Raw genomic sequence first — 22,451 nt, forward strand, 5'->3', positions numbered from 1 at the left:
TGGTCAGGCCTGTCCGACGCGTCGAACAAGTCCCATGTAACGACCCCAGTCCCAGTGCTTCCCCGGGTCGGTGTGATCCGTCCCCGGCACCTCCACATGACCGATCACGTGCTCGCGGTCCACGGCCATGCCGTACCGCCGGCATATCGCGGCCGTCAGCCGCGCCGAAGCCGCGTACATCGCGGCGGTGAAGTCCTCCGGGCGGTCCACGAACCCCTCGTGCTCGATCCCGACGCTCCGCTCGTTGTACGACCTGTTCCCCGCGTGGAAGGCCACGTCCAGCTCGCGGACCAGCTGGGTGATCCGCCCGTCCTTGCGCACGATGTAGTGGGCCGCCGCCTCGTGCGCCGGGTCCTGGAAGGCCTTCACCGCGCTCGCGTAGCCGCCCTGGGTGACATGGATGACCACCCGGTCGATCGGGTAGTCGGACGGCCGGTCCGCCGTCCGGTAGTTCGCCGGGGACGCCGCCACCCAGCGCGCGCCCCTGAAGTCCACCGCGCCCGCCACCCGCGCCTTGCGCACCCCCGGCAGCCGCCAGTACAGCCGCGCCAGCTCGTCCCTGGTCAGCGCCACCGTGCCCGCGGCGGCCGCCGCCCCGCCGACCAGCAGTGCCCGCCGCCCGAGCCTGCGGTCACCGTCACCCGCCACGCTCTGATTCGCCCCCATGCGATCTCCAACGGATACTCGCGGGCCCCGGTTCCCGCGTCCCCTTACCCTGGAGGGGCTATGACTGACACCCCGCAGCGCTCCCGCCCCCTCCGCGTCCTCGCCGCCATGTCGGGCGGCGTGGACTCCGCCGTCGCCGCCGCCCGCGCGGCCGAGGCCGGCCACGACGTCACCGGCGTCCACCTCGCGCTCTCCGCGAACCCGCAGTCCTTCCGTACGGGCGCCCGGGGCTGTTGCACCATCGAGGACTCCCGCGACGCCCGCCGCGCCGCCGACGTCATCGGCATCCCGTTCTACGTCTGGGACCTCGCCGACCGCTTCCGCGAGGACGTCGTCGAGGACTTCGTCGCCGAGTACGAGGCAGGCCGCACCCCCAACCCGTGCCTGCGCTGCAACGAGAAGATCAAGTTCGCGGCCCTGCTCGACAAGGCCCTCGCGCTCGGCTTCGACGCCGTCTGCACCGGCCACTACGCGAAGATCGTGACGCTCCCCGACGGCTCCCGCGAGCTGCACCGCGCCTCCGACATGGCGAAGGACCAGTCGTACGTCCTCGGTGTCCTGGACGAGCGGCAGCTCGCCCACGCCCTCTTCCCGCTCGGCGACACCCTCACCACCAAGGACGAGATCCGCGCCGAGGCCGAGCGCCGGGGCCTCGCGGTCGCCAAGAAGCCCGACTCGCACGACATCTGCTTCATCGCCGACGGCGACACCCAGGGCTTCCTCGCGAAGCGGCTCGGCAAGGCCGAGGGCGACATCGTCGACGAGTCCGGCACCAAGGTCGGCACCCACGAGGGCGCGTACGGCTTCACCATCGGCCAGCGCAAGGGCCTGCGCATCGGCCACCCCGCCGCCGACGGCAAGCCCCGCTACGTCCTCGACATCTCACCGGTGGACAACACGGTCACGGTCGGCCCGGCCGCCGCCCTCGACGTCACCGGCCTCACCGCGATCAAGCCCCGCTGGTGCGGCACCGCCCCCACCGCCCCCGGCGTCTACACCGCCCAGCTCCGCGCCCACGGCGGCGAGACCGAGGTGAGCGCCGAGCTGGTCGACGGCGAACTGCACGTCACGTTCACCGAGCCGGTCCGCGGCGTCGCGCCCGGCCAGGCGATCGTCCTGTACGACGACACCCGCGTCGTCGGCTCGGCGACGATCGCCTCGACGGTCCGGCCTCAGCCGGTGACGTCCACCTCGTAGAAGCAGAGGTGGTCCTTGATCTGGGCGACGTCCGCCTTCGGCTCGGGATACGCCCAGACCAGGTCCGGCGCGTCCGGCAGGGACCAGTAGGAGGCGGTCCCCTTGAAGGGGCAGACGGTGTGCGTCTCGGAGGGTGTGAGGAGGTCCAGGCGGACGTCCTCGGCGGGGATGTAGTAGCGCACGGGTGATCCGGTCTCCCGCAGGACGAGGGGCCGGTCACTCTCGGCGAGGACCAGGTCCCCGTGCGTGACACGGACGTGCTGCTGGGACTGCTCGATGGTGATCGTGTGTCCAGAGGCCATACAGGGGTGACGCTCGCGGACGCCCACTTGTTCCCGACGCTCGGTGAAGCACCCCTACAGGGGCGCTGGGGGTACCCCCGGCCGAAGGCTGGGGGACGAACTGCGCGACCAGCCCCACGCACCCGCACCCGCCACACAACGCATGCATACCCTGACGTCATGCGAATCTGTGTCTTCCTCTCCGCGGCAGATCTCGACGACCGCTACACCCGCCCCGCCCGCGACTTCGCGAAACTCATCGGCAAGGGCGGCCACTCCCTCGTCTGGGGCGGCTCCAACGTCGGCCTCATGAAGGTCGTCGCCGACGGCGTCCAGGAAGCCGGCGGAAAGCTGATCGGCGTCTCCGTCGGCTTCCTCGCCAACAAGGCCCGCCCCGGCGCCGACGAGATGGTCGTCGCGGCCGACCTCGCCGAGCGCAAGCGACTGCTCCTGGAGAAGGCCGACGCCGTGGTCATCATGGTCGGCGGCACCGGCACGCTCGACGAGGCCACCGAGATCCTGGAGCTGAAGAAGCACGGCCGCACCGACAAGCCCGTCGTCCTGCTCAACACCGCCGGCTTCTACGACGGCCTGAAGGAACAGTTCCACCGCATGGAGGCGGAGGGCTTCCTGCCCCGCCCCCTGGCGGAGCTGATGTTCTTCGCGGACGAACCCGCCGAGGCCCTCGCCCACCTGGAGACGGAGCACGGCACCGGCTGATGCGAGCATGGCCCCCATGGCAACTCATGTGATCACCGGCGCCGGTTCCGGCATCGGCGCCGCCGTGGCCCGCCGGCTGCACGCGCGCGGGGACGACGTCGTACTGCACGCGCGCGACGCGGGCCGCGCGAAGGAACTGGCCGCCGGGTTCCCCGGCGCCCGCACCCTGGTCGGCGACCTGGCGGACCCGGACAAGCTCTCCTGGGCCTTCTCCCACCAGACCCTCCCGGACCGGGTGGACTCGCTGCTGCACATCGCGGGCGTCGTCGACCTGGGCGAGGTCGGCGAGCTGACCCCGAAGTCCTGGCGCCACCAGCTCAACGTCAACCTGATCGCACCCGCCGAGCTGACCCGGCACTTCCTGCCCCAACTCCGCGCCGCCCGCGGCCACGTGCTGTTCGTGAACTCCGGCGCGGGACTCAACGCGCACGCGGGCTGGTCGGCGTACGCGGCCTCCAAACACGGCCTGAAGGCCCTCGCCGACTCCCTGCGCGCAGAGGAGCACGGCAACGGCGTCCGCGTCACCTCGGTCTACCCGGGCCGCACGGCGAGCCCGATGCAGGCGAAGGTCCACCAGCAGGAGGGCAAGGAGTACGACCCGGCGCGCTGGATCGACCCGGAATCGGTGGCGATCACGATCCTCACCGCCCTGGACCTGCCGAGGGACGCGGAGATCAACGACCTCACGGTGCGCCCCGGCCCGTTCTCCGGCTGACACCGGCCGGACCGCTCACCGCAGCACCAGCCGCCCGTGAAAGTTCTCCGGCACCGGCGCGAACCGCAGGGCCATCGTGACCGCCTCCGGATCCGCCACGGTCAGCCGGTAGCGGGTGCACAGCAGGTGGCACAGGGCCATCAGCTGCACGACCGCGATGTTCGCGCCGATGCACTTCTTCGGCGCCCAGCCGAACGGCACGTAACAGCTCCGGTCGGCGGGCCCGTGCGGCGCGCCCGGCAGGAAGCGGTCCGGGTCGAAGACGTCGGGCTGCTTCCACACCCGCTCGTCACGGTGGATCAGGTGCGGGCTCAGCAGGTACCAGTGCCCCGGCTCCAGCCGGGTCGCCCCCAGGTCGAACGCGAACGTGGAGCGGCGCACCAGCAGCAGCGGCGGGCTCCACATCCGCAGCACCTCCTTCACGAACCGGTGGGTGACCGGGGCCGCCCTGGTGGGCGCCGCACGGAACTCCACCGGGTCCACCGCGCCCAGCTCCGCTTCGAGCCGGCGCCGCCACTCCGGCTGCCGGACGAACTCGTACAGCACGCTCGCGGCGGCGGTGCCGGGCGGACCGCCGATGGCGGTGAGGACGGTGGTCACGACGTCCAGCGCGCGGTCCATGCCGAGCTCCGGCAGCAGGTCCACGAACGGGTCGGCGAGGTCCGGCTCGCGGCCGCGCCGGCCACGGGCGCGCTGCCGAAGGACCCGGCGCACCACCAGCCCGGCCCGCACCTGGACGGCGATGTGCCGCAGGTGGTGCAGGACGCCGCCGGGCGCGGGCGACACCAGCCGTGCCAGCTTCATCTCCAGGTCCCGGCGCACCAGATCCGCCTCGGCGCCGGTGAGCCCGCCGAGCGCGACGGGCAGCAGCGACCGCAGTGCCACGTCCTGCATCAGCATGGTCAGGTCGGTGTCCTGCCCGGTCCGCGCGTCCAGCACCCGCTCCATGCGCTCGATCAGCAGACCGTGCTGCTCCGCTGTCGCGAGCGCGTGCAGCCGGGTCATCCACGCGGAGCGGATCCGGCTCCACCGCATCTCGGGGCTGCGCCGCCGGCGCACCATGTCGACCAGCCGGTCGTGCATGACGTACCGGTGCCAGTTGACGGCGCTGACCCGGCGGGCCGCCTCCGGCTCGAAGACCCCGAGCCGCTGGTCGTCGACCCAGAAGATCCCGTCCTCCTGGGCACTGCGCAGCCGCAGCGCGCTCAGGAAGTCCTCGGGGTGCTGCGGGGTGGTCATCGTGAGCGTTCCCCTCGTGGGAGCGCGGGGAGCCGACCGGCTGTCGCCTCCCCGCGCGGGCCGGTCAGATGTGGTGGTACAGGTACCAGAACTGCCCGTAGGTGCGTCGGACGTTGAGGACCGACTTCGTCTTGAGGTACAGCGCGCGCATGGTCGTTCACCTCCTCTCCAGGCAGCCGTCGGGACGGCTCAGCACCGCGGTGAACCGCGGCGGAGCCAGCGCCGGACCCACCTGGGGCCCGCCGCAGTCAGGGGTGACCGACACCCGCCAGTCACGGGTGAGGAGGCCGACGAGGTCCTCCAGCAGCCGTACGGTGACGGTCGCGCCGGCACAGGTGTGCGGACCGAGACCGAAGGGCAGGTACGCCCCGTCGGGCGCGCCCTCGGCCCAGCGCTCCGGGACGAACTCGTCGGGCCGCTCCCAGTACCCGGGGTGCCGGTGCACCAGGTAGCTGCACACCATCAGCCGGTCCCGGGGCGTGACCGGTGTGCCGCCCAGCTCCTGAGCGCGGCTCGGGGTGCGGGCGAACAGCCACGCCACCGGCCACAGCCGCAGTGCCTCGCGGACGGTCCGGCCCGGGTCCGCCGCGGCCCGGTCCGGGTGGGTGCCCAGCAACAGGACCGACCAGCCGAGCGCGAAACCGATCGAACCGGCCGTGGCGAACAGGAACGACAGGTAGACCTCCACGAGTTCGTCCGGAGCCGCCGCCGGGCCGCCCCCGCCGACGACGACGTCGAGGAGGTCGCGCGGCCCGGCCGGGTGGTCGAGCGGCCGTGCCGCCCGCTGCCTCGCCCGTACTTCCGTGTGCAGGGCGTGCAGCGCTCGGCGCCGGAACAGCAGCCGGGAGGGGGCGGAGCGGCGCTGCCTGGCGCCCGCGAGCACCGCGCGGGTGACGATCGCGTCCACCGTCCGGTGCAGGTGGGGCGGGGCGTCCGGGTGCAGCAGCACATCGCGCAGATGCCGCAGGACGAGCAGGTTGCCGGCGTCCGGCCACTCGCTGCGCGGTGCCAGCCGCTCGGCGATCAGCCCCGGCAGCTCGGCCCGGCGGTCGTGGAGATGACGTTGTATCAGGCTCCGGGCCGCGCGGCCGATCGTGACCTGTGCCGAGCGCGGCCCGAAGACGCCGTGCCGGTGGTGGTAGAAGTCGGAGGTCTCCGCGACGACGCCGTGCCGGTTGCCCATGACCGCCCGCACCACCTCGGGGTCGACCACGCACACCGCGCCGCCCAGCGCCGAGCGCCACACGTCCGACCCGCCCTCGAACTCCGCCTTCAGCAGCGACAGTTCGTCGGCGGGCGTGGGACGTTGCGGCGACGGCGTCATGGGTGTCCTCCCTGAGCGGTGGCGGGGCGTGGTCAGCGACGCGGGGTGTCTCGGCCGACGGACCCAGACTGCGGAGCGGGCCACGCCCTGTCGCCCGCTGTGCCGTTGAGCGGAACGTGCGGGGCGTCGGTCAGGGTGAGCGGTGGCGGCCGAGCCCCGCCGTGACGGCCGACGCCGCGCGACGGGCCGTGTCGGCGAGGCGCTCCAGGTGGTGGCCGGGGCCGGTCAGCACGCACAGCGCCGCCACCGGGACGCCGTCCGCCGCGGCCACCGGTACGGCGGCGCAGCACACCCCCTCCAGCACCTCCTCGTGGTCGTAGGCGGCCCCGGCCGCGCGGATCCGCGCGGCCTCGTCCGGCCAGCTCCGGGGCCCCGGGCCGGGCGCCGGACCGGGGCGGGCCCAGGCGGCCAGGACCTTGCCGGCCGCCGTGTACCAGGGCCAGACCGGCCGGTCGTCGGGCAGCGGGCACGGCGCGTCCGCGGGCACCGTCCAGTCCAGCACCAGCGTCTGCCCCCGGTGCAGCACGGCGAGGGCCGCCGTCGCCCCGGTGACGGCCGTCAGCCGCCGCAGCGGCCGCCGGGCGGCCGGCCGCAGCCCCGGGTACGGCTGCCAGCCGTGGCCCAGCCGGAACATGCCCGGTCCGATGCGGTAGCGGCCCGCACTGCGTTCCACGGCGCCCAGTTCCGCCAGCTGGTCCAGCAGCCGGTACGCGGTCGTCTTGGGCAGCCCGCACACCTCGGCCAGCGCGGTCACCCCGGCGTCCTGCTCCTGCTGCACGGCGTACAGCAACGCGAAGGCCCCTTCCAGGACGCCACGCCCGGCCGCCCCGGACAGCGGCCCGCCGGGGCCGGTCGGGGGCGCCGGGGCCGGCGGTCCCGTCCGTGGCGGTGCCGAGGCGGTCGCGGTCGCCCTCTCCGATCGGTGCACGTGTCTACCCCCGTGGTCACGTGTGGGCCCCGTCCGGTGCCGGACCGGGGCGCGGTGGCGGGCGCGACACGCCGACGAACCGGCGCGGCACCGCCCGGACCAGGGTGGGGCGCGCGCATGGGCCGATTCTTTGCCGAAAGGTTGTCGCCCAGCCCACGCATGTGAGGAGACTGTGAAAGCAGGGCGGACGGGGGTGCGCGCAATGCTGCGATTGTGTCTGTTCGGACCGGTGGAAGTGCTCGTGCGCGAGGCGCCGGCCGATCTCGGGCCGCCCCAACGCCGAGCGGTTCTCGCTGCGTTGGCCGTGGACGTCGGCCGGCCCGTACCGGTCGAGGCGCTCGTCGACCGGGTCTGGGGCGCCGATCCGCCGGCGGGCGCCCGCCGCGCCCTGTACGCGCACGTCGCCCGCATCCGGCGGCTGGCGGAACGCCTGGACGGCAGCGGCGAGGGGCGATTACCGGTGCTGCGCCGCGCCGGCGGTTACCAGCTGGACCTCGACCCCGACCGCGTCGACCTGCACCGCTTCCAGCGCCTGGCCGCGACCGCCCGCGACCGCCCGCGACGCCGCGCTGCCCGGCCGCACCCGTGCCGCGCACCTGCGCGAGGCGCTCGCCCTGTGGCGCGGCGAGCCCTTCGCGGGACTGCCCGGGACCTGGCCCGCCCGGATGCGCGAGACCTGGCGGCGGCAGCGCGTGGACGCCGCCGTACGGCTCGCTGACATCGAGATCGGCAGCGGTGATCCGGCGGCCGTCGTCGGCCAGTTGACCGACCTGCTCGGCGAGTACCCGCTGACGGAACCTCTGGCGGAGGCCCTCATGCGGGCCCTGCACGCGGCCGGTGACAGCGGCGAGGCGCTGCGCTGCTACGCCCGGACCCGCGAGCGTCTGGTGGAGGAGCTCGGCACGGAACCCGGCCGCCGGCTGTGGGAACTGCACCGGCGGATCCTCCGGGACCACCCCGCGGCCTCCGCCCCCTCGTCCGCCCGCGACCACCCGGCGGCCTCCGCCCCCTCGTCCGCCCGCGACCACCCGGCGGGCGCCGCCCCCGCGGCCGTACGACCGACCCCCGTCACCCCCGCCGACCGGGTCCCGGCCGGACACCTTGTGGCAGAACCGCGGCCCGCGCCCGCGGGTGACGGCACCCCGTACACCGCACCCGCCCAACTCCCGCCGGGCACGGCCGGTTTCGTCGGTCGCGTCGACGAACTCGCCCGACTGGACGCACTGCTGGCGGACCTGGGACGGCATCCGGCGACGGCCGGGGTGTCCGCGCTGTCGGGCATGGGCGGCGTCGGCAAGACCGCGCTGGCCGTGCACTGGGCCCGGCAGGCGCGCCCGGCCTTCCCCGACGGGCAGTTGTACGTGAACCTGCGCGGCTACGACCCGAGCGGCGCGCCGCTCCCTCCGGACCGTGCCCTGCGCGGATTCCTGGAGGCGCTCGGGGTGCCCGCCGCCCGGGTGCCGGAGTCGCCCGACGCCCAGGTCGGCCTGTACCGCAGCCTGCTGTCCGGCCGCCGGATCCTGGTGGTCCTCGACAACGCCCGCGACGCCGGCCAGGCACGGCCGCTGCTCCCCGGCGCGCCGGGCTGTCTGGCCCTGGTGACCAGCCGCGCCCCGCTGACCGGACTCGCGGCGGCGGAGGGCGCCCGGCTGCTCGCCCTCGACCTGCTCGGTGCCGAGGAGAGCCGCGAACTGCTCGCCGCCCGGCTGGGCGCCGCCCGGGTGGCCGCCGACGCCGCCGCGGTCGACGAGATCGTCGTACGGTGTGCCGGGCTGCCGCTCGCCCTCGCGGTCGTCGCCGCCCGCGTCGCCGCCCGCCCCGACGTGCCGGCGGCCGGTTTCGCCGAGGAGCTGCGCACCGCCGAGCGGATCCTGGACCCCCTGGACACCGGCGACCCGGCCACCGCGGTACGCACGGTCTTCGACTGGTCGTACCGCACGCTCGGCCCGGCGGCGGCCCGGCTCTTCCGGTTCCTCGGCCTGCATCCCGGTCCCGACGCCGACCTGGCCTCCCTCGCCGCCCTGGCCGGCACGGGGGTGGGCCGGGTGCGGGCGCCGGTGGCCGAACTGGCCGCGGCCCACCTGCTGACCGAGCACACCCCCGGCCGCTACACCTGCCACGACCTGCTGCGGGCCTACACCGCCGAACTGGCCGCCGAGCACGACGACGCACGCGCGGTACGGGCCGCGAGCCGCCGGGTCCGGGACCACTACCTGCACACGGCGTACGCGGCCGACGCCCTGCTGACCCGGCGCCGCCACCCGATGACCCTCGCCCCGGCCGAACCCGGGGCGCTGCCACGCCCGTTGGCCGGCTACGACGAGGCGCTGGCCTGGCTGATCGCCGAACAGTCCGTGCTGCTGTCGGCCGTGGAGCTCCCGGCCCCGGGCCCGGACGCCCACACCTGGCAGCTGGCCGCGACCCTGACCACGTTCCTCGAACGCCAGGCCAACTGGCAGGCCCTCACCGACGTCCACACCGTCGCCCTGCGCGCGGCCGAGCACCACGACGACCTGGCCGGGCAGGCCGCCGCCCACCGCGGCCTGGGCCTGGCCCGCTTCCAGCTCCGGGACGCCCTCGGCGCCCGGCACCACCTCACCCGTGCCCTCGGCCTCTTCCGGCGCCTGGACAACCACCCCGGCCAGGCGCGCACCTGCCAGAACCTGGCCAAGACGGCCTGGGCGCACGGCTCGGCCCGGGAGGCACTGCAGTACGCGCGCCGCTCGCTCGAACACTTCCGGCTCGCCCACGACCGCGGCGGCCAGGCGGTCGCCCTCAACGACATCGGCTGGTACCTCGCCGAACTCGGCGAGCTGGGCGAGGCACTCGAGCACTGCCGGCGGGCGCTGCCGCTCGTCCAGGCGACGGGCGACCTGAGCGGCCAGGCGCACACCTGGGACAGCCTCGGCTACATCCACCGGCACCTGGGCCGCCACACCACCGCCGTGGAGTGCTACGACCGGGCCCTCGCCCTCTTCCGCCAGACGGGCGACCTCCGCAGCGAGGCCGTCGGCCTCACCTATCTCGGCGACACCCACGAGGCGGCGGGCACCCCCGGCCCCGCGCTCGACGCCTGGCGCCGGGCCCTTGACCTGTTCGACGAGCTGGGCCTGCCGGAGGCCCAGGCACTGCGCACCAAGATCCGCACCCGCACCGCCGCACACGGCACCGCCCGCCCCGCTTAGGCTCCTCACGTGAACGCAATCTCCGACTTCGGCCCTGCCACAGGCGTCGGCTCGCTCCCCGGCACCGACGCCCGCGAGGCCGCCAAAACCGCGACCGGCAGCTTCGAGGACTTCCCCTTCCTGCCGGAGCTGCCCGCCCGCGGCCCCGGCGCCGACATGATCGGCCGCACCGCGGGCCTGCTCGTCGAGCTGTACGCGCGCGTGGAGCCCAGCGGCTGGCGGCTCGGCGACCGGCCGGGCCGGGACACCCGGCGGGCCAGGTCCTGGCTGGGCCAGGACCTGGACGCGCTGGAGGAGTTCACCCAGGACTACGCGGGCCCGCTGAAGGTCCAGGCGGTCGGTCCCTGGACGCTCGCCGCCGCCCTGGAGCTGCGCAACGGCGAGTCCGCCCTCTCCGACCCCGGTGCCTGCCGTGACCTGGCCGCCTCCCTCGCCGAGGGTCTGCGGCTGCATCTGGCCGAGATGCGGCACCGCATCCCCGGCGCCCGCCTGGTGCTCCAGCTCGACGAGCCGTCCCTCACCGCCGTACTGCGCGGCCAGGTGAAGACCGCCTCCGGTTACCGCACCCACCGCGCGGTCGACCGCCAGATCGTCGAGTCCACCCTGCGCGACGTGATCGGCGTGCACGCCGACGGCCCGGTCGCCGTCCACTCCTGCGCCCCCGACGTCCCCTTCGCCCTGCTGCGCCGCGCCGGAGCGGCCGCCGTCTCCTTCGACTTCTCGCTCCTCACCGAACGTGACGACGACGTGATCGGTGAGGCGGTGGAGGCGGGTACCCGGCTGTTCGCCGGTGTCGTGCCGGGCACGGACACGGCATTGTCAGACCCTGCCGGTAGCGTCATGGGTGTCAGGACGCTGTGGCGCAGGCTGGGGCTGCGACCGGGGCTTCTCGCGGAGTCCGTCACGGTCACCCCGGCGTGCGGGCTGGCGGGCGCTTCCCCCGCGTACGCCCGGCAGGCGCTCGCCCACTGCGTCCGGGCGGCGAGATCACTCGCGGACAACCCAGAGTAACGGGAGGAACACGGTGGCCGGCGACAAGCAGCAGGCGGAGACGGCAGTGCCCGCCGAGGCACGGGAGAAGCACGCGCGGCTCGCTGAGCAGATCGAGGAGCACCGCTTCCGGTACTACGTGAAGGACGCTCCCGTCATCAGCGACGCGGAGTTCGACAAGCTCCTCAAGACGCTGGAGGCGCTGGAGGACGAGCACCCCGAGCTGCGCACGCCCGACTCGCCGACCCAGAAGGTCGCGGGGGCGTACGAGACGGAGTTCACGGCGGTCGAGCACCGCGAGCGGATGCTGTCGCTGGACAACACGTTCAACGACGACGACCTGGCCGCCTGGGCCGACCGGATCCACCGGGAACTGGGCGACCAGGAGTACCACTTCCTCTGCGAGCTCAAGGTCGACGGCCTCGCCGTCAACCTCACCTACGAGCACGGCCGCCTCACCCGCGCGGCCACCCGCGGCGACGGCCGCACCGGCGAGGACATCACGCCCAACGTCCGTACGATCGCGGAGATCCCGGACCGGTTGCAGGGCGAGCGCGTCCCCGACCTGGTCGAGATCCGCGGCGAGGTCTACTTCCCGATGGAGAAGTTCGCCGAGCTCAACGAACGCCTGGTCGCGGCCGGTGACAAGCCGTTCGCCAACCCGCGCAACGCGGCGGCCGGTTCACTGCGCCAGAAGGACCCGCGGGTCACCGCCACCCGCCCGCTGCACATGGTCGTCCACGGCATCGGCGCCCTGGCGGGCTTCGAGGGCCTGAACCGGCTCTCCGAGGCGTACGACCTGCTGAAGACCTGGGGCCTGCCGACCTCCCCGCACAACAGGGTGGTCGACGACCTCGACGGGGTACGGGAGTTCATCGCCTACTACGGCGAGAACCGGCACTCCGTGGCGCACGAGATCGACGGCGTCGTGGTCAAGCTGGACGAGATCCGGCTCCAGGGGCGCCTCGGCTCGACGGCCCGCGCCCCCCGGTGGGCGATCGCGTACAAGTACGCGCCGGAGGAGGTCAACACCAAGCTGATCGACATCAAGGTGGGCGTCGGCCGCACCGGTCGCGTCACGCCGTACGCCCAGGTCGAGCCGGTCACCGTGGCGGGCAGCGAGGTGGAGTTCGCCACCCTGCACAACCAGGAGGTCGTCAAGGCCAAGGGCGTGCTGATCGGCGACACCGTGGTGCTGCGCAAGGCCGGTGACGTCATCCCGGAGATCCTCGGCCCGGTCGTCGACCTGCGGGACGGCAGCGAGCGGGAGTTCGTGATGCCGGCCGAGTGCCCCGAGTGCGGGACGCCGCTGCGGGCCATGAAGGAGGGCGACATCGATCTGCGGTGCCCCAACGCCCGTACCTGCCCGGCCCAGTTGAGAGAGCGCGTCTCCTATCTCGCAGGCCGCGAGTGCCTGGACATCGAGAACTTCGGCGCGGTGGCGGCGGCCGCCCTCACCCGGCCGCTGGAGCCCGCCGACCCACCGCTGGTGGACGAGGGCGACGTGTTCGACCTCACCGTCGAGAAGCTGCTGCCCATCAAGGCGTACGTCCTGGACCCGGACAGCGGGCTGCCCAAGCGGGATCCCAAGACGGGCGAGGAGAAGGTCGTCACGGTCTTCGCCAACCAGAAGGGCGAGCCCAAGAAGAACACCCTCGCGCTGCTCCAGCACATCGAGGAGGCGAAGACCCGCCCGCTCGCCCGCTTCCTCAACGGCCTGTCCATCCGGCACGTCGGACCGGTCGCCGCCCAGGCACTGGCCCGAGAGTTCCGCTCCATCGACCGCATCGAGCAGGCCACCGAGGAGGAGCTGTCGAACATCGACGGCGTCGGCGGCATCATCGCGACCGCGCTCAAGGAGTGGTTCGCCGAGGAGTGGCACCGCGAGATCATCCGAAAGTGGAAGGCCGCTGGAGTCCCGCTGGAGGACGAGTCCACCGGAGAGGACGAGGGACCGCGTCCCCTGGAGGGCCTCACCGTCGTCGTGACCGGAACCCTGGAGCACTACACCCGGGACGGCGCCAAGGACGCACTGCAGAGCCGCGGAGCCAAGGTGACCGGCTCGGTGTCGAAGAAGACCGCGTTCGTGGTCGTGGGCGACAACCCCGGATCGAAGTACGACAAGGCGACGCAGTTGAAGGTTCCCGTTCTGAACGAGGACGGATTTGTCGTCCTTTTGGAGCAGGGACCGGACGCGGCGGCCGAAGTCGCCCTTCCGACCGGGGAGTAGCGGTTGAAGGCCACCCGTTCGGCGCATATCAGATGCATACGGGTGGCCGGGGCGCAATCGGGCAACCGTCGACGACCGCTGCCCGTGGAAGCCTTCTGCGGCCTACTGTTGAGACGTGCACCTGCCGTGCCCAGCTCGGTCGGAGCATTCCCGTGCTCCGGCAGGGCACGGACCGCATGGCGTGGGCACCGCCGGCTGTGAGAGGGACGGGAATGGAACCGACCGAGAGCGCCGCCACGGGCGCGCGGCTGCCGCTGCGCCGCCGGGCGGGCGCGTGGCGGGGGAGCCGGTGGACGGTGCGAGGCGAGCGGCGCCCCGGCGTGCCGGCGGTGAGCGTCGCGGCGGACGCGCGTGACCCGCTGCCGCTGGCCGCCGTCGAACCACCACCCGACCTGGCCGGCACCGATCACGAACGGCACCTGTCCTGGCCCGCGCTGCCCGCCGGAGTCGTCGCGGCCGCCGCGTTCGTCCTCGGCGCCGGTTTCTACCGCGCGTTCTCCGACGACCACGCCCTCTTCCCGTCCGGCACGGTCGGCTGGTCGATGGCGGTGCTGACCGGCATCATCGTCGGCCACCTCGTCCTGCTCGGCCGCGCCCGCTGGTGGGGCGGCACCGGTTCCGGCGCCGCCCTCACCCTCGCCGTCCTCCTGCTGTACGGCTGGGTGCCGGCCGGCATGGTCAGCCTCACCGTCGTCGTCCTGGTCGGCATAGCCAGGCGCCACCGCTGGCGGCAGGGTGTCCTGCACGGCGCGGTGGACATCCTCGGCATCGGGGCCGGTGCGCTGGTACTTCTCGTGTTCGGACGTGTCCCGACCGTCGAGTCGCCCTGGAACCCGGGCAGCTGGAGCGTCGCCACCGCCCCAGAGGTCGTGCTCGTCGCGGTCGCCTACCTCCTCGTCACCCGGGCCCTGCTCTGGTACCTGCACGCACCGCGCGGCGGCGGCCTGCCCACCGTCGCCCGCACCGCCCTGATGCGCCAGGGCCTGGTCGCCGTCGCCCTGCTCGGCATCGCCCCGCTGATCTGCGTGGTCGCCGTCGCCCAGCCGCTGCTGCTCCCGCTGTTCTCCATCCCGCTGGTCGCCCTCGACTCCACCCTGTGGATAGCCCGGGCCCGCGCCGAGGAGCAGCTGCGCGACCCGCTGACCGGACTGCCCAACCGGCAGTGGCTGCTCGAGCGGATCTGGACCGCCCTCGACGACGCCGAACGCATCGGCGCCCGCTCCGCCCTCATGCTGATCGACCTCGACCGGTTCCGTTCGGTCAATGACACACTCGGTCATCTCGCCGGTGACCGGCTGCTCCTCCAGATAGCCGACCGGCTGCGGGCCGCGCTGCCGCGCGGTGCGGAGGCGGCCCGGCTCGGCGGGGACGAGTTCGCGGTCTTACTCCCGGTCGCCGATTCCACGACCTCGGCCACCCGGGTGGCCCGCGGCCTCGTCACGGCCCTCTCCTCCCCGCTCGACCTCGACGGGCTCACCCTCGTCCTGGAGGCCAGCGCGGGTGTCGCCGTCTTCCCCGACCACGCGCTCGACGCGGAGGGGCTGCTGCGCCGGGCGGACGTGGCGATGTACCAGGCCAAACGGGACCGTACCGGCGTCGAGGTGTACGAGTCCAAGCGGGACTCCAACACTCCCGACCGGCTGGGCCTGCTGGGCGATCTGCGGCGCGCCCTGGACGCCCACGAGGTGCAGCTGCACTACCAGCCGAAGGTGCGCTTCGACGGCCAGGTGGCCGGTCTTGAGGCGCTGGTGCGGTGGGTGCACCCCGAGCGGGGGAAGGTGCCGCCGGACGAGTTCATAGCGATCGCCGAGTCCTCCGGGCTGATGCCCCATCTGACGGAGTACGTGCTGGAGACCGCGCTCGGGCAGGTCGCCGAGTGGCGGGCGCAGGGGTTGCGGGTGCCGGTGGCGGTCAACGTCTCGCCGCGGGACGTCCACACGCCGGGGTTCGCCGGCCTGGTGGCGGCGCGGCTGGCGCGGCACGGGGTGCCGGCCGGGGCGCTGCAGCTGGAGATAACCGAGCATGTGCTCCTCGAGGACCCGCAGCGGGCCGCCGACACCCTCGCGGGGCTGAACGGGCACGGCGTGAAGATGTCGCTCGACGACTTCGGCACCGGGTACTCGTCGCTCGTGCACCTGCGGCGGCTGCCGGTGAGCGAGCTCAAGATCGACCGGTCCTTCGTGGCCCGGCTGGCGGTCGACAACGAGGACGCGGAGATCGTGCGCTGCACGGTCGACCTCGCGCATTCGCTCGGGCTGCTGGTGGTCGCGGAGGGCGTGGAGGACGACGAGACGTGGGAGCGGCTGCGGGACCTCGGGTGTGACGCCGTGCAGGGGTGGCTGGTGGCGGCGGCGATGCCGCCGGAGGAGACCACGGCGTGGCTGCTGGCGCGGGGGTCGCGGGGGTGGCAGCGGCCGCGGGCGGCGTTGCCGGCCGCCGAATAGCCGCCCACCCGGCCGCCCGTTCACCGCTTCTCAAGAGGTGAGCGTCTGCCGTGGGGGTGCGGTCGTATGGCGGCTGCGGGTGCGTTGTGGCTGGTCGCGCAGTTCCTCGCCCAGCCTTCGGCCGGGGGTACCCCCAGCGCCCCTGAAAGCAAAAAGCAGAAGCAGGGGGCTGGCCCCTCACGGAGTGACGAAGTGGGCGACCAGTAGCGCCAGCCTCGTTTCGTGGGCCTCTTCCGGGAGGCGGCCGCTGCGCATCAGGGTCACCAGGCCGTGCAGGGCTGCCCAGAAGGTCTCGGTCAGGGCGCCCGCGTTCTCGCCGTCGCCGGTGATCGGCTCGACCGCCCGCAGGATCTCGCCGAAGGCCGCCTGCAGCGGCTCAGGGGCCTCGGGGGTGGCGAACGGGAGGTCCACCAGGTGGGTGAACATCGCGTCGTAGAGGGCCGGGCGGCGGCGCGCGAACGACGTGTACGTGGTCGCCACCGCGGCCAGTGCCTCCCGGGTGCCCGTCGCCGACGCGTGTGCCGCCCGTAGCTCCTCCGCCAGGTCCGCGCAGCCCTGGACGGCCACCGCCGCCATGATCGCGTCCTTGCCCTTGAAGTGGCTGTAGAGGACCGGCTGGCTGTACTCGATCTCGGCGGCCAGGCGACGGGTCGTCACCGCGTCCCAGCCCTCCGTCTCGGCGAGTTCGCGGGCGGCCGAGACGATCAGCTGCTCGCGCTCTGCCCGTTCGCGTTCCCGGCGGTTCTGAATCGACATGCTCCGGATTCTAGCAGTGCTAGCCAATCTGTCGATGCTCTGCTAGCTTCGCTATCAGTACTAGCGCTGCTAGAAAACAATCAACAGGGGGCCACGATGACCGTCACCGCCTACACGCTCGCCGTCCTGCTCGACCTGTTCTGCCTGTTCCTCGGCTACCGGTTCCTGTTCCAGCCGCGGCCCGCCGCCGCCGGCTACGGCGTCCCCGCCGACCCGACGGGCGACGCCGGCGCCTACCTCACGGTCAAGGGCCTCAGGGACGGCACGTTCGGGGTCGTGGGGCTCGCGCTGCTGGCCTTCGCCGGTGCGCACGCCGAGGCCTGGTTCATGCTGTGCGTGGCACTCATACCGTTCGGGGACACGGTGACCGTGCTCCGGAACGGCGGGGCGAAGGCGGTCGCCTACGGGATCCACTTCGCCACCGCGATCGTTGTACTGATCAGCGCCGCCCTGCTGTTCCTCGTCTGACCGCCCGCGACACGTCGTCATCAACAGGGGGTACTGAAATGTCGTTGTTCGTGCCGAAGTTCGACGAGTCCGTGATCGTGCGGGAGGCCGACGCCGAGGTCGTCGGCGGTGACCCGGTCGGCGTCAGGCTGCTCGCCGACAGCAGTGCCACCGGCGGTGCGCTCTCCACCGTGCGCGTCACGCTGGGGGAGGGCGCCGACGGCGCCGTGCCGCATCTGCACCGCAACTCCGCCGAGATGTTCTACCTGCTCGGCGGAGCCGCCGACGTGCTCTCCGGCGACGACGTCGTCACCGCCGGACCCGGTGACCTGGTCGTCGTCCCGCCCGGCAGACCGCACGCCTTCGCGGCGGTCCCCGGCAGTACCGCCGACATACTCATCGTCATCACACCCGGCGTGGAGCGCTTCGAGTACTTCCGCCACCTGCAGCGCCTGCGACTGGGCGAGGCCACCCTGGAGAGCCTCCTGGAGGTGCAGGAGCTGTACGACAACCACTACCTGCGGAGCGAGGCCTGGGACACCCGCCACTGAAACCGTTTAACGGGTACGCGGCCCCGCCCCATAGGATTGGGCACTGGCGTCACCTTTCCGCCTGCCTCGCGACGCCTGGCACGCGCGCTCGCCGCGTTGCCGAATCGCCCACGTGGCTCCGCCACGAGGGTGCTCCGGCGCCTTGCGATCGCACGCACCAGACGCCGCGAGGCCCGCCCGTCGGGCGGACGGCGGAAAGGTGACGCCAGCACCCCGCTCCAAACCACCCACACTCACCCCAGAGGAACGCTGCATGCCTGGCATCACGCGCGAGGAGGTCGCCCACCTCGCCCGGCTGGCGCGTCTGGAGCTGAAGCCCGAAGAACTCGAACACTTCGCCGGCCAGCTGGACGACATCATCGGCGCGGTCGCCCGCGTCAGCGAGGTCGCCGACCAAGACGTACCGCCGACCTCGCACCCGCTGCCGCTGACGAACGTCATGCGCGCGGACGAGGTCCGTCCCTCGCTCACCCCCGAGCAGGCGCTCTCCGGCGCCCCGGCCCAGGAGCAGCAGCGTTTCAAGGTGCCGCAGATCCTGGGGGAGGACTAGACAGCCATGACGGACATCATCAAGCTCGGCGCCGCCGAGATCGCCGAGAAGATCGCCGCCGGCGAGCTCACGGCCGTCGAGGTCACCGAGGCCCACCTGGCCCGGATCGAGGCCGTCGACGAGAAGGTGCACGCCTTCCTGCACGTCGACCGTGAGGGCGCCCTGGCGCAGGCCCGTGCCGTCGACGAGAAGAGGGCCCGGGGCGAGAAGCTCGGCCCGCTCGCCGGCGTACCGCTCGCGCTCAAGGACATCTTCACCACCGAGGGCATTCCCACGACCGTCGGTTCGAAGATCCTGGAGGGGTGGATCCCGCCGTACGACGCCACCCTCACCAAGCGGCTGAAGGCCGCCGACGTGGTCATCCTCGGCAAGACCAACATGGACGAGTTCGCCATGGGGTCGAGCACGGAGAACAGCGCGTACGGGCCCACCGGCAACCCGTGGGACCTGACCAAGATCCCCGGTGGCTCCGGAGGCGGCTCGTCCGCAGCCCTCGCCTCCTTCCAGGCGCCGCTCGCCATCGGCACCGACACCGGCGGCTCCATCCGTCAGCCGGCCGCCGTCACCGGCACGGTCGGCGTGAAGCCGACGTACGGCGCGGTGTCCCGGTACGGCATGGTCGCCTTCTCCAGCTCCCTGGACCAGGGCGGGCCGTGCGCCCGCACGGTCCTGGACGCGGCCCTCCTGCACGAGGTCATCGCCGGGCACGACCCGATGGACTCCACGTCCATCGACGCGCCCGTGCCGCCGGTCGTCGAGGCCGCCCGCAACGGCAGCGTCGAGGGCATGCGCGTCGGCGTGGTCAAGCAGTTCCGCGGCGAGGGCTACCAGGCCGGTGTCATCCAGCGGTTCGACGAGTCCGTCGCGCTGCTGAAGGAGCTGGGCGCCGAGATCGTCGAGCTGGACTGCCCGTCCTTCGACCTCGCGCTGTCGGCGTACTACCTCATCGCGCCCAGCGAGTGCTCGAGCAACCTCGCCCGCTTCGACGGCCTGCGCTACGGCCTGCGGACGGGTGACGACGGCTCGCACTCGGCCGAGGAGGTCACGTCGATCACCCGTGAGGCGGGCTTCGGGCCCGAGGTCAAGCGCCGCATCATGCTCGGCACCTACGCGCTGTCCAGCGGCTACTACGACGCGTACTACGGCTCCGCCCAGAAGGTCCGCACGCTCATCACGCGCGACTTCGAGAAGGCCTTCGAGCAGGTCGACGTGATCGTCTCCCCGACGACGCCGACCACCGCCTTCCCGATCGGCGAGCGCGCCGACGACCCGATGGCGATGTACCTGGCCGACCTGTGCACCATCCCGACGAACCTCGCGGGCAACGCGGCGATGTCGCTGCCCTGTGGTCTCGCCCCGGAGGACAACCTCCCGGTGGGCCTGCAGATCATCGCGCCGGCGCTGAAGGACGACCGCCTTTACAAGGTCGGCGCCGCCGTCGAGGCCGCCTTCGTGGAAAAGTGGGGCCACCCGCTCCTTGAGGAGGCACCGTCGCTGTGAGCAACGCACTGTCGAAGGCCAAGGGCTTCAAGAAGTCGAAGTCCGGTACGTACCTGTCCATGGCCACCACCGCGTTCGGCGCGGTCGGTGTCGCCAAGCAGATCAAGAAGGCCCGCGCCGAGCACGACACGCTCCGGCTCATCGACGCCACCGTGTCCGCCGTCGCGATCGTCACCGGCCTCGCCATCCTCTACCGCGAGCTGAAGCGGCTGGGCGACGACGACGTCCTGCTGGGCTGAGAGGGAAGTTTCACCGTGACCACCACGATCGACCTGGTGTCGTACGAGGACGCGCTGGCGTCCTACGACCCCGTCATGGGCCTCGAGGTCCATGTCGAACTCGGCACCAGGACCAAGATGTTCTGCGGCTGTTCGACCGAGCTGGGCGCCGAGCCCAACTCGCAGACCTGCCCGACCTGCCTCGGCCTGCCCGGCGCGCTCCCGGTCGTCAACGCGACCGGCGTCGAGTCCGCGATCAAGATCGGCCTCGCGCTGAACTGCGAGATCGCCGAGTGGTGCCGCTTCGCCCGGAAGAACTACTTCTATCCGGACATGCCGAAGAACTTCCAGACCTCCCAGTACGACGAGCCGATCGCCTTCAACGGCTACCTCGACGTGCAGCTGGAGGACGGGGAGTCCTTCCGCGTGGAGATCGAGCGCGCCCACATGGAGGAGGACACCGGCAAGTCGACGCACGTCGGCGGCGCCACCGGCCGTATCCACGGCGCGTCCCACTCCCTGCTCGACTACAACCGCGCGGGCATCCCGCTCATCGAGATCGTCACCAAGCCGATCGAGGGCGCGGGCGAGCGGGCCCCCGAGGTCGCGCGGGCGTACGTCCGTGAGCTGCGCGAGCTCATCCGGGCGCTGGGCGTGTCGGAAGCCCGCATGGAGATGGGGCAGATGCGCTGCGACGTGAACCTGTCGCTGCGCCCGAACGGCACGGACAAGTTCGGCACGCGTTCCGAGACCAAGAACGTGAACTCGCTGCGGTCCGTGGAGCGTGCGGCCCGCTTCGAGATCATGCGGCACGCGGCGGTGCTGTCCTCCGGCGGCACGATCGTCCAGGAGACCCGGCACTTCCACGAGGACACCGGGTCGACGACCTCGGGCCGCGTGAAGGAGGAGGCCGAGGACTACCGGTACTTCCCGGAGCCCGACCTGGTCCCCGTGGCGCCCTCGCGCGAATGGGTCGAGGAGATCCGCGCCGCGCTGCCGGAGATGCCGCTGGCGCGCCGCAACCGGCTGCTCGCCGAGTGGGGCGTCTCCGCGGTGGAGATGCAGGCGATCATCAACGCCGGCGCGCTGGACCTGATCGTCGCCACCATCGACGCCGGGGCCGACGCGGCCTCCGCCCGCAAGTGGTGGATGGGCGAACTGGCGCGCAGCGCCAACGAGTCGGGCACCTCGCTGGACGAGCTGGCGATCACCCCGGCGCAGGTCGCCCGGGTCACCGAGCTGGTCTCGAAGGGCGACCTGAACGACAAGCTGGCCCGGCAGGTCATCGAGGGCGTCCTCGCGGGCGAGGGCACCCCGGACGAGGTCGTCGACAAGCGCGGTCTGAAGGTCGTCTCCGACGAGGGCGCGCTGACCGCCGCCGTCGAGGAGGCCATCGCCGGCAACCCGGGCGTCGCCGACAAGATCCGCGGCGGCAAGGTGGCCGCGGCCGGTGCCCTGGTCGGCGCGGTCATGAAGGCGACCCGCGGCCAGGCCGACGCGGCCCGCGTCAAGGAGCTGATCCTGGAGAAGCTGGGCGTCAGCGAGGGCTGAGCGGCAGCACGCACCTGGTACGGCCCCGGAGGCAGCGCCTCCGGGGCCGTACCGCGTCAGCGGCGGCGGCCCACGATCCGGGCGAAGCCGAGCAGCTGCCCCTGGTCCGCCTTCACCAGCTCCACCGACTCCCGGGCCATCCGGGCCATCTCCGGGTCCGGGCTCTCCGCGGCGCACACCTCGCTCCACAGCAGCCAGTCGCGCCAGCCGTCCTCCAGCCAGTCGGCGGCCTCGACCTGCACGGCCCCGCTGCGGGTCCAGTGGCGGTGCCACCAGCCGACGGAGTGGAACGCCCAGAAACCGGGGTCCCAGTGCGCCTTCAGGTGCTCGGGCGGCTCGGCGCCGTCCAGCTCCTCGCGCACCGCGGGCACGACGATCCCGATCCGCCCGCCGGGCTTCAGCAGCCGGGTGAGCGTGGGCAGATAGAGGTCGGCGGTGCCGAAGTACTGGTACGCGTCGACCGAGACGATCGCGTCGAAGCCGCCCTCGGCGAAGGGCAGGTCGTGCGCTTCGACGTGCACGGGCTGCACCCGGTCGGCGAACCCCGCCTCGGCGATGCGCCGGGCGTTGTCGTCGGGCCTGATCCACAGGTCCGCGGCGGTGACCTGCGCGTGGAACTCCCTGGCCAGGAAGATCGAGGTCATCGCCCGGCCGCAGCCCAGGTCGAGCACGCGCGCGCAGGGGCGCAGGGTGTCCAGGCCGAGGGCGGGGACCAGCCATTCCAGCAGCCACAGGGCGTGCGGGCCCATCTGGTTCTCGACGGCCCAGCGGGCGTCGTAGGCGCTGCTGAGCGGGTACCGGGGGAGGGTCAGGCGGTCAGTGAGAGAGGCGTCCTTCGACGGTGCGGGAGAGATGGCGTCGGACATGGCTGAACGGGCTCCTTGTGATCTTCGTAGTGAAGGGCGATGCGTAGGAGCTCATTCGGACCGTCAAACAATGCACCCGCTTCGGTCGCCGGC

The 22,451-nt window shown here is 72.8% G+C and carries 21 protein-coding genes; 14 read left to right on the plus strand and 7 right to left on the minus strand.

Annotation, left to right across the window (positions count from 1 at the left end):
- Positions 1-3: 3 nt before the first annotated feature.
- A complete protein-coding gene (locus ACFY0P_RS39150) occupies positions 4-666 on the minus strand; it encodes an N-acetylmuramoyl-L-alanine amidase (protein ID WP_388924656.1) in 663 nt (220 codons plus the stop codon).
- 60 nt (positions 667-726) lie between these two features.
- On the opposite strand from ACFY0P_RS39150, the gene mnmA reads away from it, so the two are divergent.
- Positions 727-1,863, plus strand: a complete 1,137-nt coding sequence (gene mnmA / locus ACFY0P_RS39155) for a tRNA 2-thiouridine(34) synthase MnmA (RefSeq protein ID WP_388924659.1) — start codon at positions 727-729, stop codon at positions 1,861-1,863.
- Here the strand turns inward: mnmA and ACFY0P_RS39160 are convergent.
- Complete coding sequence (locus ACFY0P_RS39160; protein WP_388924662.1) at positions 1,839-2,165, minus strand: DUF427 domain-containing protein; 327 nt, start codon at positions 2,163-2,165, stop codon at positions 1,839-1,841. The two genes, mnmA and ACFY0P_RS39160, sit on opposite strands and share 25 nt — an antisense overlap.
- A gap of 159 nt (positions 2,166-2,324) precedes the next feature.
- Here ACFY0P_RS39160 and ACFY0P_RS39165 point away from each other — a divergent pair, with 159 nt between their 5' ends.
- Positions 2,325-2,864, plus strand: a complete 540-nt coding sequence (locus ACFY0P_RS39165; RefSeq protein ID WP_388924665.1) for a TIGR00730 family Rossman fold protein — start codon at positions 2,325-2,327, stop codon at positions 2,862-2,864.
- 16 nt (positions 2,865-2,880) lie between these two features.
- Positions 2,881-3,579 (plus strand): SDR family oxidoreductase, encoded by a 699-nt coding sequence (locus ACFY0P_RS39170; protein WP_388924668.1) that lies wholly within the window; start codon positions 2,881-2,883, stop codon positions 3,577-3,579.
- Between the two features lie 15 nt (positions 3,580-3,594).
- Here the strand turns inward: ACFY0P_RS39170 and ACFY0P_RS39175 are convergent, their stop codons facing one another.
- The 3 genes from ACFY0P_RS39175 to ACFY0P_RS39185 form a co-directional block, all read right to left on the minus strand.
- Positions 3,595-4,818 carry a cytochrome P450 gene (locus ACFY0P_RS39175; RefSeq protein WP_388924671.1) on the minus strand — a complete coding sequence of 408 codons (1,224 nt, stop codon included), beginning with the start codon at positions 4,816-4,818 and terminating at the stop codon, positions 3,595-3,597.
- Positions 4,819-4,975: 157 nt separating this feature from the next.
- Entirely contained in the window at positions 4,976-6,142 is a 1,167-nt protein-coding gene (locus ACFY0P_RS39180) for a cytochrome P450 (protein ID WP_388924674.1), read from the minus strand.
- 130 nt (positions 6,143-6,272) lie between these two features.
- A complete protein-coding gene (locus ACFY0P_RS39185; protein ID WP_388924677.1) occupies positions 6,273-7,070 on the minus strand; it encodes a helix-turn-helix domain-containing protein in 798 nt (265 codons plus the stop codon).
- Between the two features lie 229 nt (positions 7,071-7,299).
- On the opposite strand from ACFY0P_RS39185, the gene ACFY0P_RS39190 reads away from it, so the two are divergent.
- The 5 genes from ACFY0P_RS39190 (at position 7,300) to ACFY0P_RS39210 (ending at position 15,919) form a co-directional block, all read left to right on the plus strand.
- Positions 7,300-7,788: a winged helix-turn-helix domain-containing protein gene (locus tag ACFY0P_RS39190; protein WP_388924680.1), complete on the plus strand. Its 489-nt coding sequence runs from the start codon at positions 7,300-7,302 to the stop codon at positions 7,786-7,788.
- Positions 7,712-10,255, plus strand: coding sequence for an ATP-binding protein (locus ACFY0P_RS39195; protein WP_388924938.1), 2,544 nt, complete (start codon positions 7,712-7,714; stop codon positions 10,253-10,255). The genes ACFY0P_RS39190 and ACFY0P_RS39195 overlap by 77 nt, the downstream gene beginning before the upstream one ends.
- A gap of 9 nt (positions 10,256-10,264) precedes the next feature.
- Positions 10,265-11,266 (plus strand): methionine synthase, encoded by a 1,002-nt coding sequence (locus ACFY0P_RS39200; RefSeq protein WP_388924683.1) that lies wholly within the window; start codon positions 10,265-10,267, stop codon positions 11,264-11,266.
- Between the two features lie 13 nt (positions 11,267-11,279).
- The gene (ligA, locus tag ACFY0P_RS39205) at positions 11,280-13,475 is read left to right on the plus strand and encodes an NAD-dependent DNA ligase LigA (RefSeq protein WP_388924686.1); all 2,196 of its coding nucleotides are present in this window, start codon (positions 11,280-11,282) and stop codon (positions 13,473-13,475) included.
- A gap of 212 nt (positions 13,476-13,687) precedes the next feature.
- Positions 13,688-15,919 carry a putative bifunctional diguanylate cyclase/phosphodiesterase gene (locus ACFY0P_RS39210; protein WP_388924689.1) on the plus strand — a complete coding sequence of 744 codons (2,232 nt, stop codon included), beginning with the start codon at positions 13,688-13,690 and terminating at the stop codon, positions 15,917-15,919.
- A gap of 177 nt (positions 15,920-16,096) precedes the next feature.
- Here the strand turns inward: ACFY0P_RS39210 and ACFY0P_RS39215 are convergent, their stop codons facing one another.
- On the minus strand, positions 16,097-16,675 hold the full coding sequence (locus ACFY0P_RS39215; RefSeq protein WP_388924692.1) for a TetR/AcrR family transcriptional regulator: 579 nt from the start codon (positions 16,673-16,675) through the stop codon (positions 16,097-16,099).
- Positions 16,676-16,771: 96 nt separating this feature from the next.
- Here ACFY0P_RS39215 and ACFY0P_RS39220 point away from each other — a divergent pair, with 96 nt between their 5' ends.
- The 6 genes from ACFY0P_RS39220 (at position 16,772) to gatB (ending at position 21,492) form a co-directional block, all read left to right on the plus strand.
- Entirely contained in the window at positions 16,772-17,143 is a 372-nt protein-coding gene (locus tag ACFY0P_RS39220) for a DUF4267 domain-containing protein (RefSeq protein WP_388924695.1), read from the plus strand.
- Positions 17,144-17,181: 38 nt separating this feature from the next.
- Complete coding sequence (locus tag ACFY0P_RS39225; protein ID WP_388924698.1) at positions 17,182-17,673, plus strand: cupin domain-containing protein; 492 nt, start codon at positions 17,182-17,184, stop codon at positions 17,671-17,673.
- 253 nt (positions 17,674-17,926) lie between these two features.
- Positions 17,927-18,223, plus strand: a complete 297-nt coding sequence (gene gatC, locus ACFY0P_RS39230) for an Asp-tRNA(Asn)/Glu-tRNA(Gln) amidotransferase subunit GatC (RefSeq protein WP_007384860.1) — start codon at positions 17,927-17,929, stop codon at positions 18,221-18,223.
- A gap of 6 nt (positions 18,224-18,229) precedes the next feature.
- Complete coding sequence (gene gatA / locus ACFY0P_RS39235; protein ID WP_388924701.1) at positions 18,230-19,723, plus strand: Asp-tRNA(Asn)/Glu-tRNA(Gln) amidotransferase subunit GatA; 1,494 nt, start codon at positions 18,230-18,232, stop codon at positions 19,721-19,723.
- On the plus strand, positions 19,720-19,962 hold the full coding sequence (locus tag ACFY0P_RS39240) for a hypothetical protein (RefSeq protein ID WP_123973960.1): 243 nt from the start codon (positions 19,720-19,722) through the stop codon (positions 19,960-19,962). The genes gatA and ACFY0P_RS39240 overlap by 4 nt, the downstream gene beginning before the upstream one ends.
- A 15-nt stretch (positions 19,963-19,977) precedes the next feature.
- Positions 19,978-21,492, plus strand: a complete 1,515-nt coding sequence (gene gatB, locus ACFY0P_RS39245; protein ID WP_388924704.1) for an Asp-tRNA(Asn)/Glu-tRNA(Gln) amidotransferase subunit GatB — start codon at positions 19,978-19,980, stop codon at positions 21,490-21,492.
- Between the two features lie 56 nt (positions 21,493-21,548).
- Here the strand turns inward: gatB and ACFY0P_RS39250 are convergent, their stop codons facing one another.
- Positions 21,549-22,358, minus strand: coding sequence for a methyltransferase domain-containing protein (locus ACFY0P_RS39250; RefSeq protein WP_388924707.1), 810 nt, complete (start codon positions 22,356-22,358; stop codon positions 21,549-21,551).
- Positions 22,359-22,451 lie beyond the last annotated feature (93 nt).

It is taken from the genome of Streptomyces sp. NPDC001714, from assembly GCF_042892755.1.
GTDB lineage: Bacteria > Actinomycetota > Actinomycetes > Streptomycetales > Streptomycetaceae > Streptomyces.

Bases quoted from the DNA above. Each gene is read 5' to 3' on its own strand.
- ACFY0P_RS39150 (WP_388924656.1), bottom strand. From the start codon at position 666: ATGGGGGCGAATCAGAGCGTGGCGGGTGACGGTGACCGCAGGCTCGGG.
- mnmA (WP_388924659.1), top strand. From the start codon at position 727: ATGACTGACACCCCGCAGCGCTCCCGCCCCCTCCGCGTCCTCGCCGCC.
- ACFY0P_RS39160 (WP_388924662.1), bottom strand. From the start codon at position 2,165: ATGGCCTCTGGACACACGATCACCATCGAGCAGTCCCAGCAGCACGTC.
- ACFY0P_RS39165 (WP_388924665.1), top strand. From the start codon at position 2,325: ATGCGAATCTGTGTCTTCCTCTCCGCGGCAGATCTCGACGACCGCTAC.
- ACFY0P_RS39170 (WP_388924668.1), top strand. From the start codon at position 2,881: ATGGCAACTCATGTGATCACCGGCGCCGGTTCCGGCATCGGCGCCGCC.
- ACFY0P_RS39175 (WP_388924671.1), bottom strand. From the start codon at position 4,818: ATGACCACCCCGCAGCACCCCGAGGACTTCCTGAGCGCGCTGCGGCTG.
- ACFY0P_RS39180 (WP_388924674.1), bottom strand. From the start codon at position 6,142: ATGACGCCGTCGCCGCAACGTCCCACGCCCGCCGACGAACTGTCGCTG.
- ACFY0P_RS39210 (WP_388924689.1), top strand. From the start codon at position 13,688: ATGGAACCGACCGAGAGCGCCGCCACGGGCGCGCGGCTGCCGCTGCGC.
- ACFY0P_RS39215 (WP_388924692.1), bottom strand. From the start codon at position 16,675: ATGTCGATTCAGAACCGCCGGGAACGCGAACGGGCAGAGCGCGAGCAG.
- ACFY0P_RS39220 (WP_388924695.1), top strand. From the start codon at position 16,772: ATGACCGTCACCGCCTACACGCTCGCCGTCCTGCTCGACCTGTTCTGC.
- ACFY0P_RS39225 (WP_388924698.1), top strand. From the start codon at position 17,182: ATGTCGTTGTTCGTGCCGAAGTTCGACGAGTCCGTGATCGTGCGGGAG.
- gatC (WP_007384860.1), top strand. From the start codon at position 17,927: ATGCCTGGCATCACGCGCGAGGAGGTCGCCCACCTCGCCCGGCTGGCG.
- gatA (WP_388924701.1), top strand. From the start codon at position 18,230: ATGACGGACATCATCAAGCTCGGCGCCGCCGAGATCGCCGAGAAGATC.
- ACFY0P_RS39250 (WP_388924707.1), bottom strand. From the start codon at position 22,358: ATGTCCGACGCCATCTCTCCCGCACCGTCGAAGGACGCCTCTCTCACT.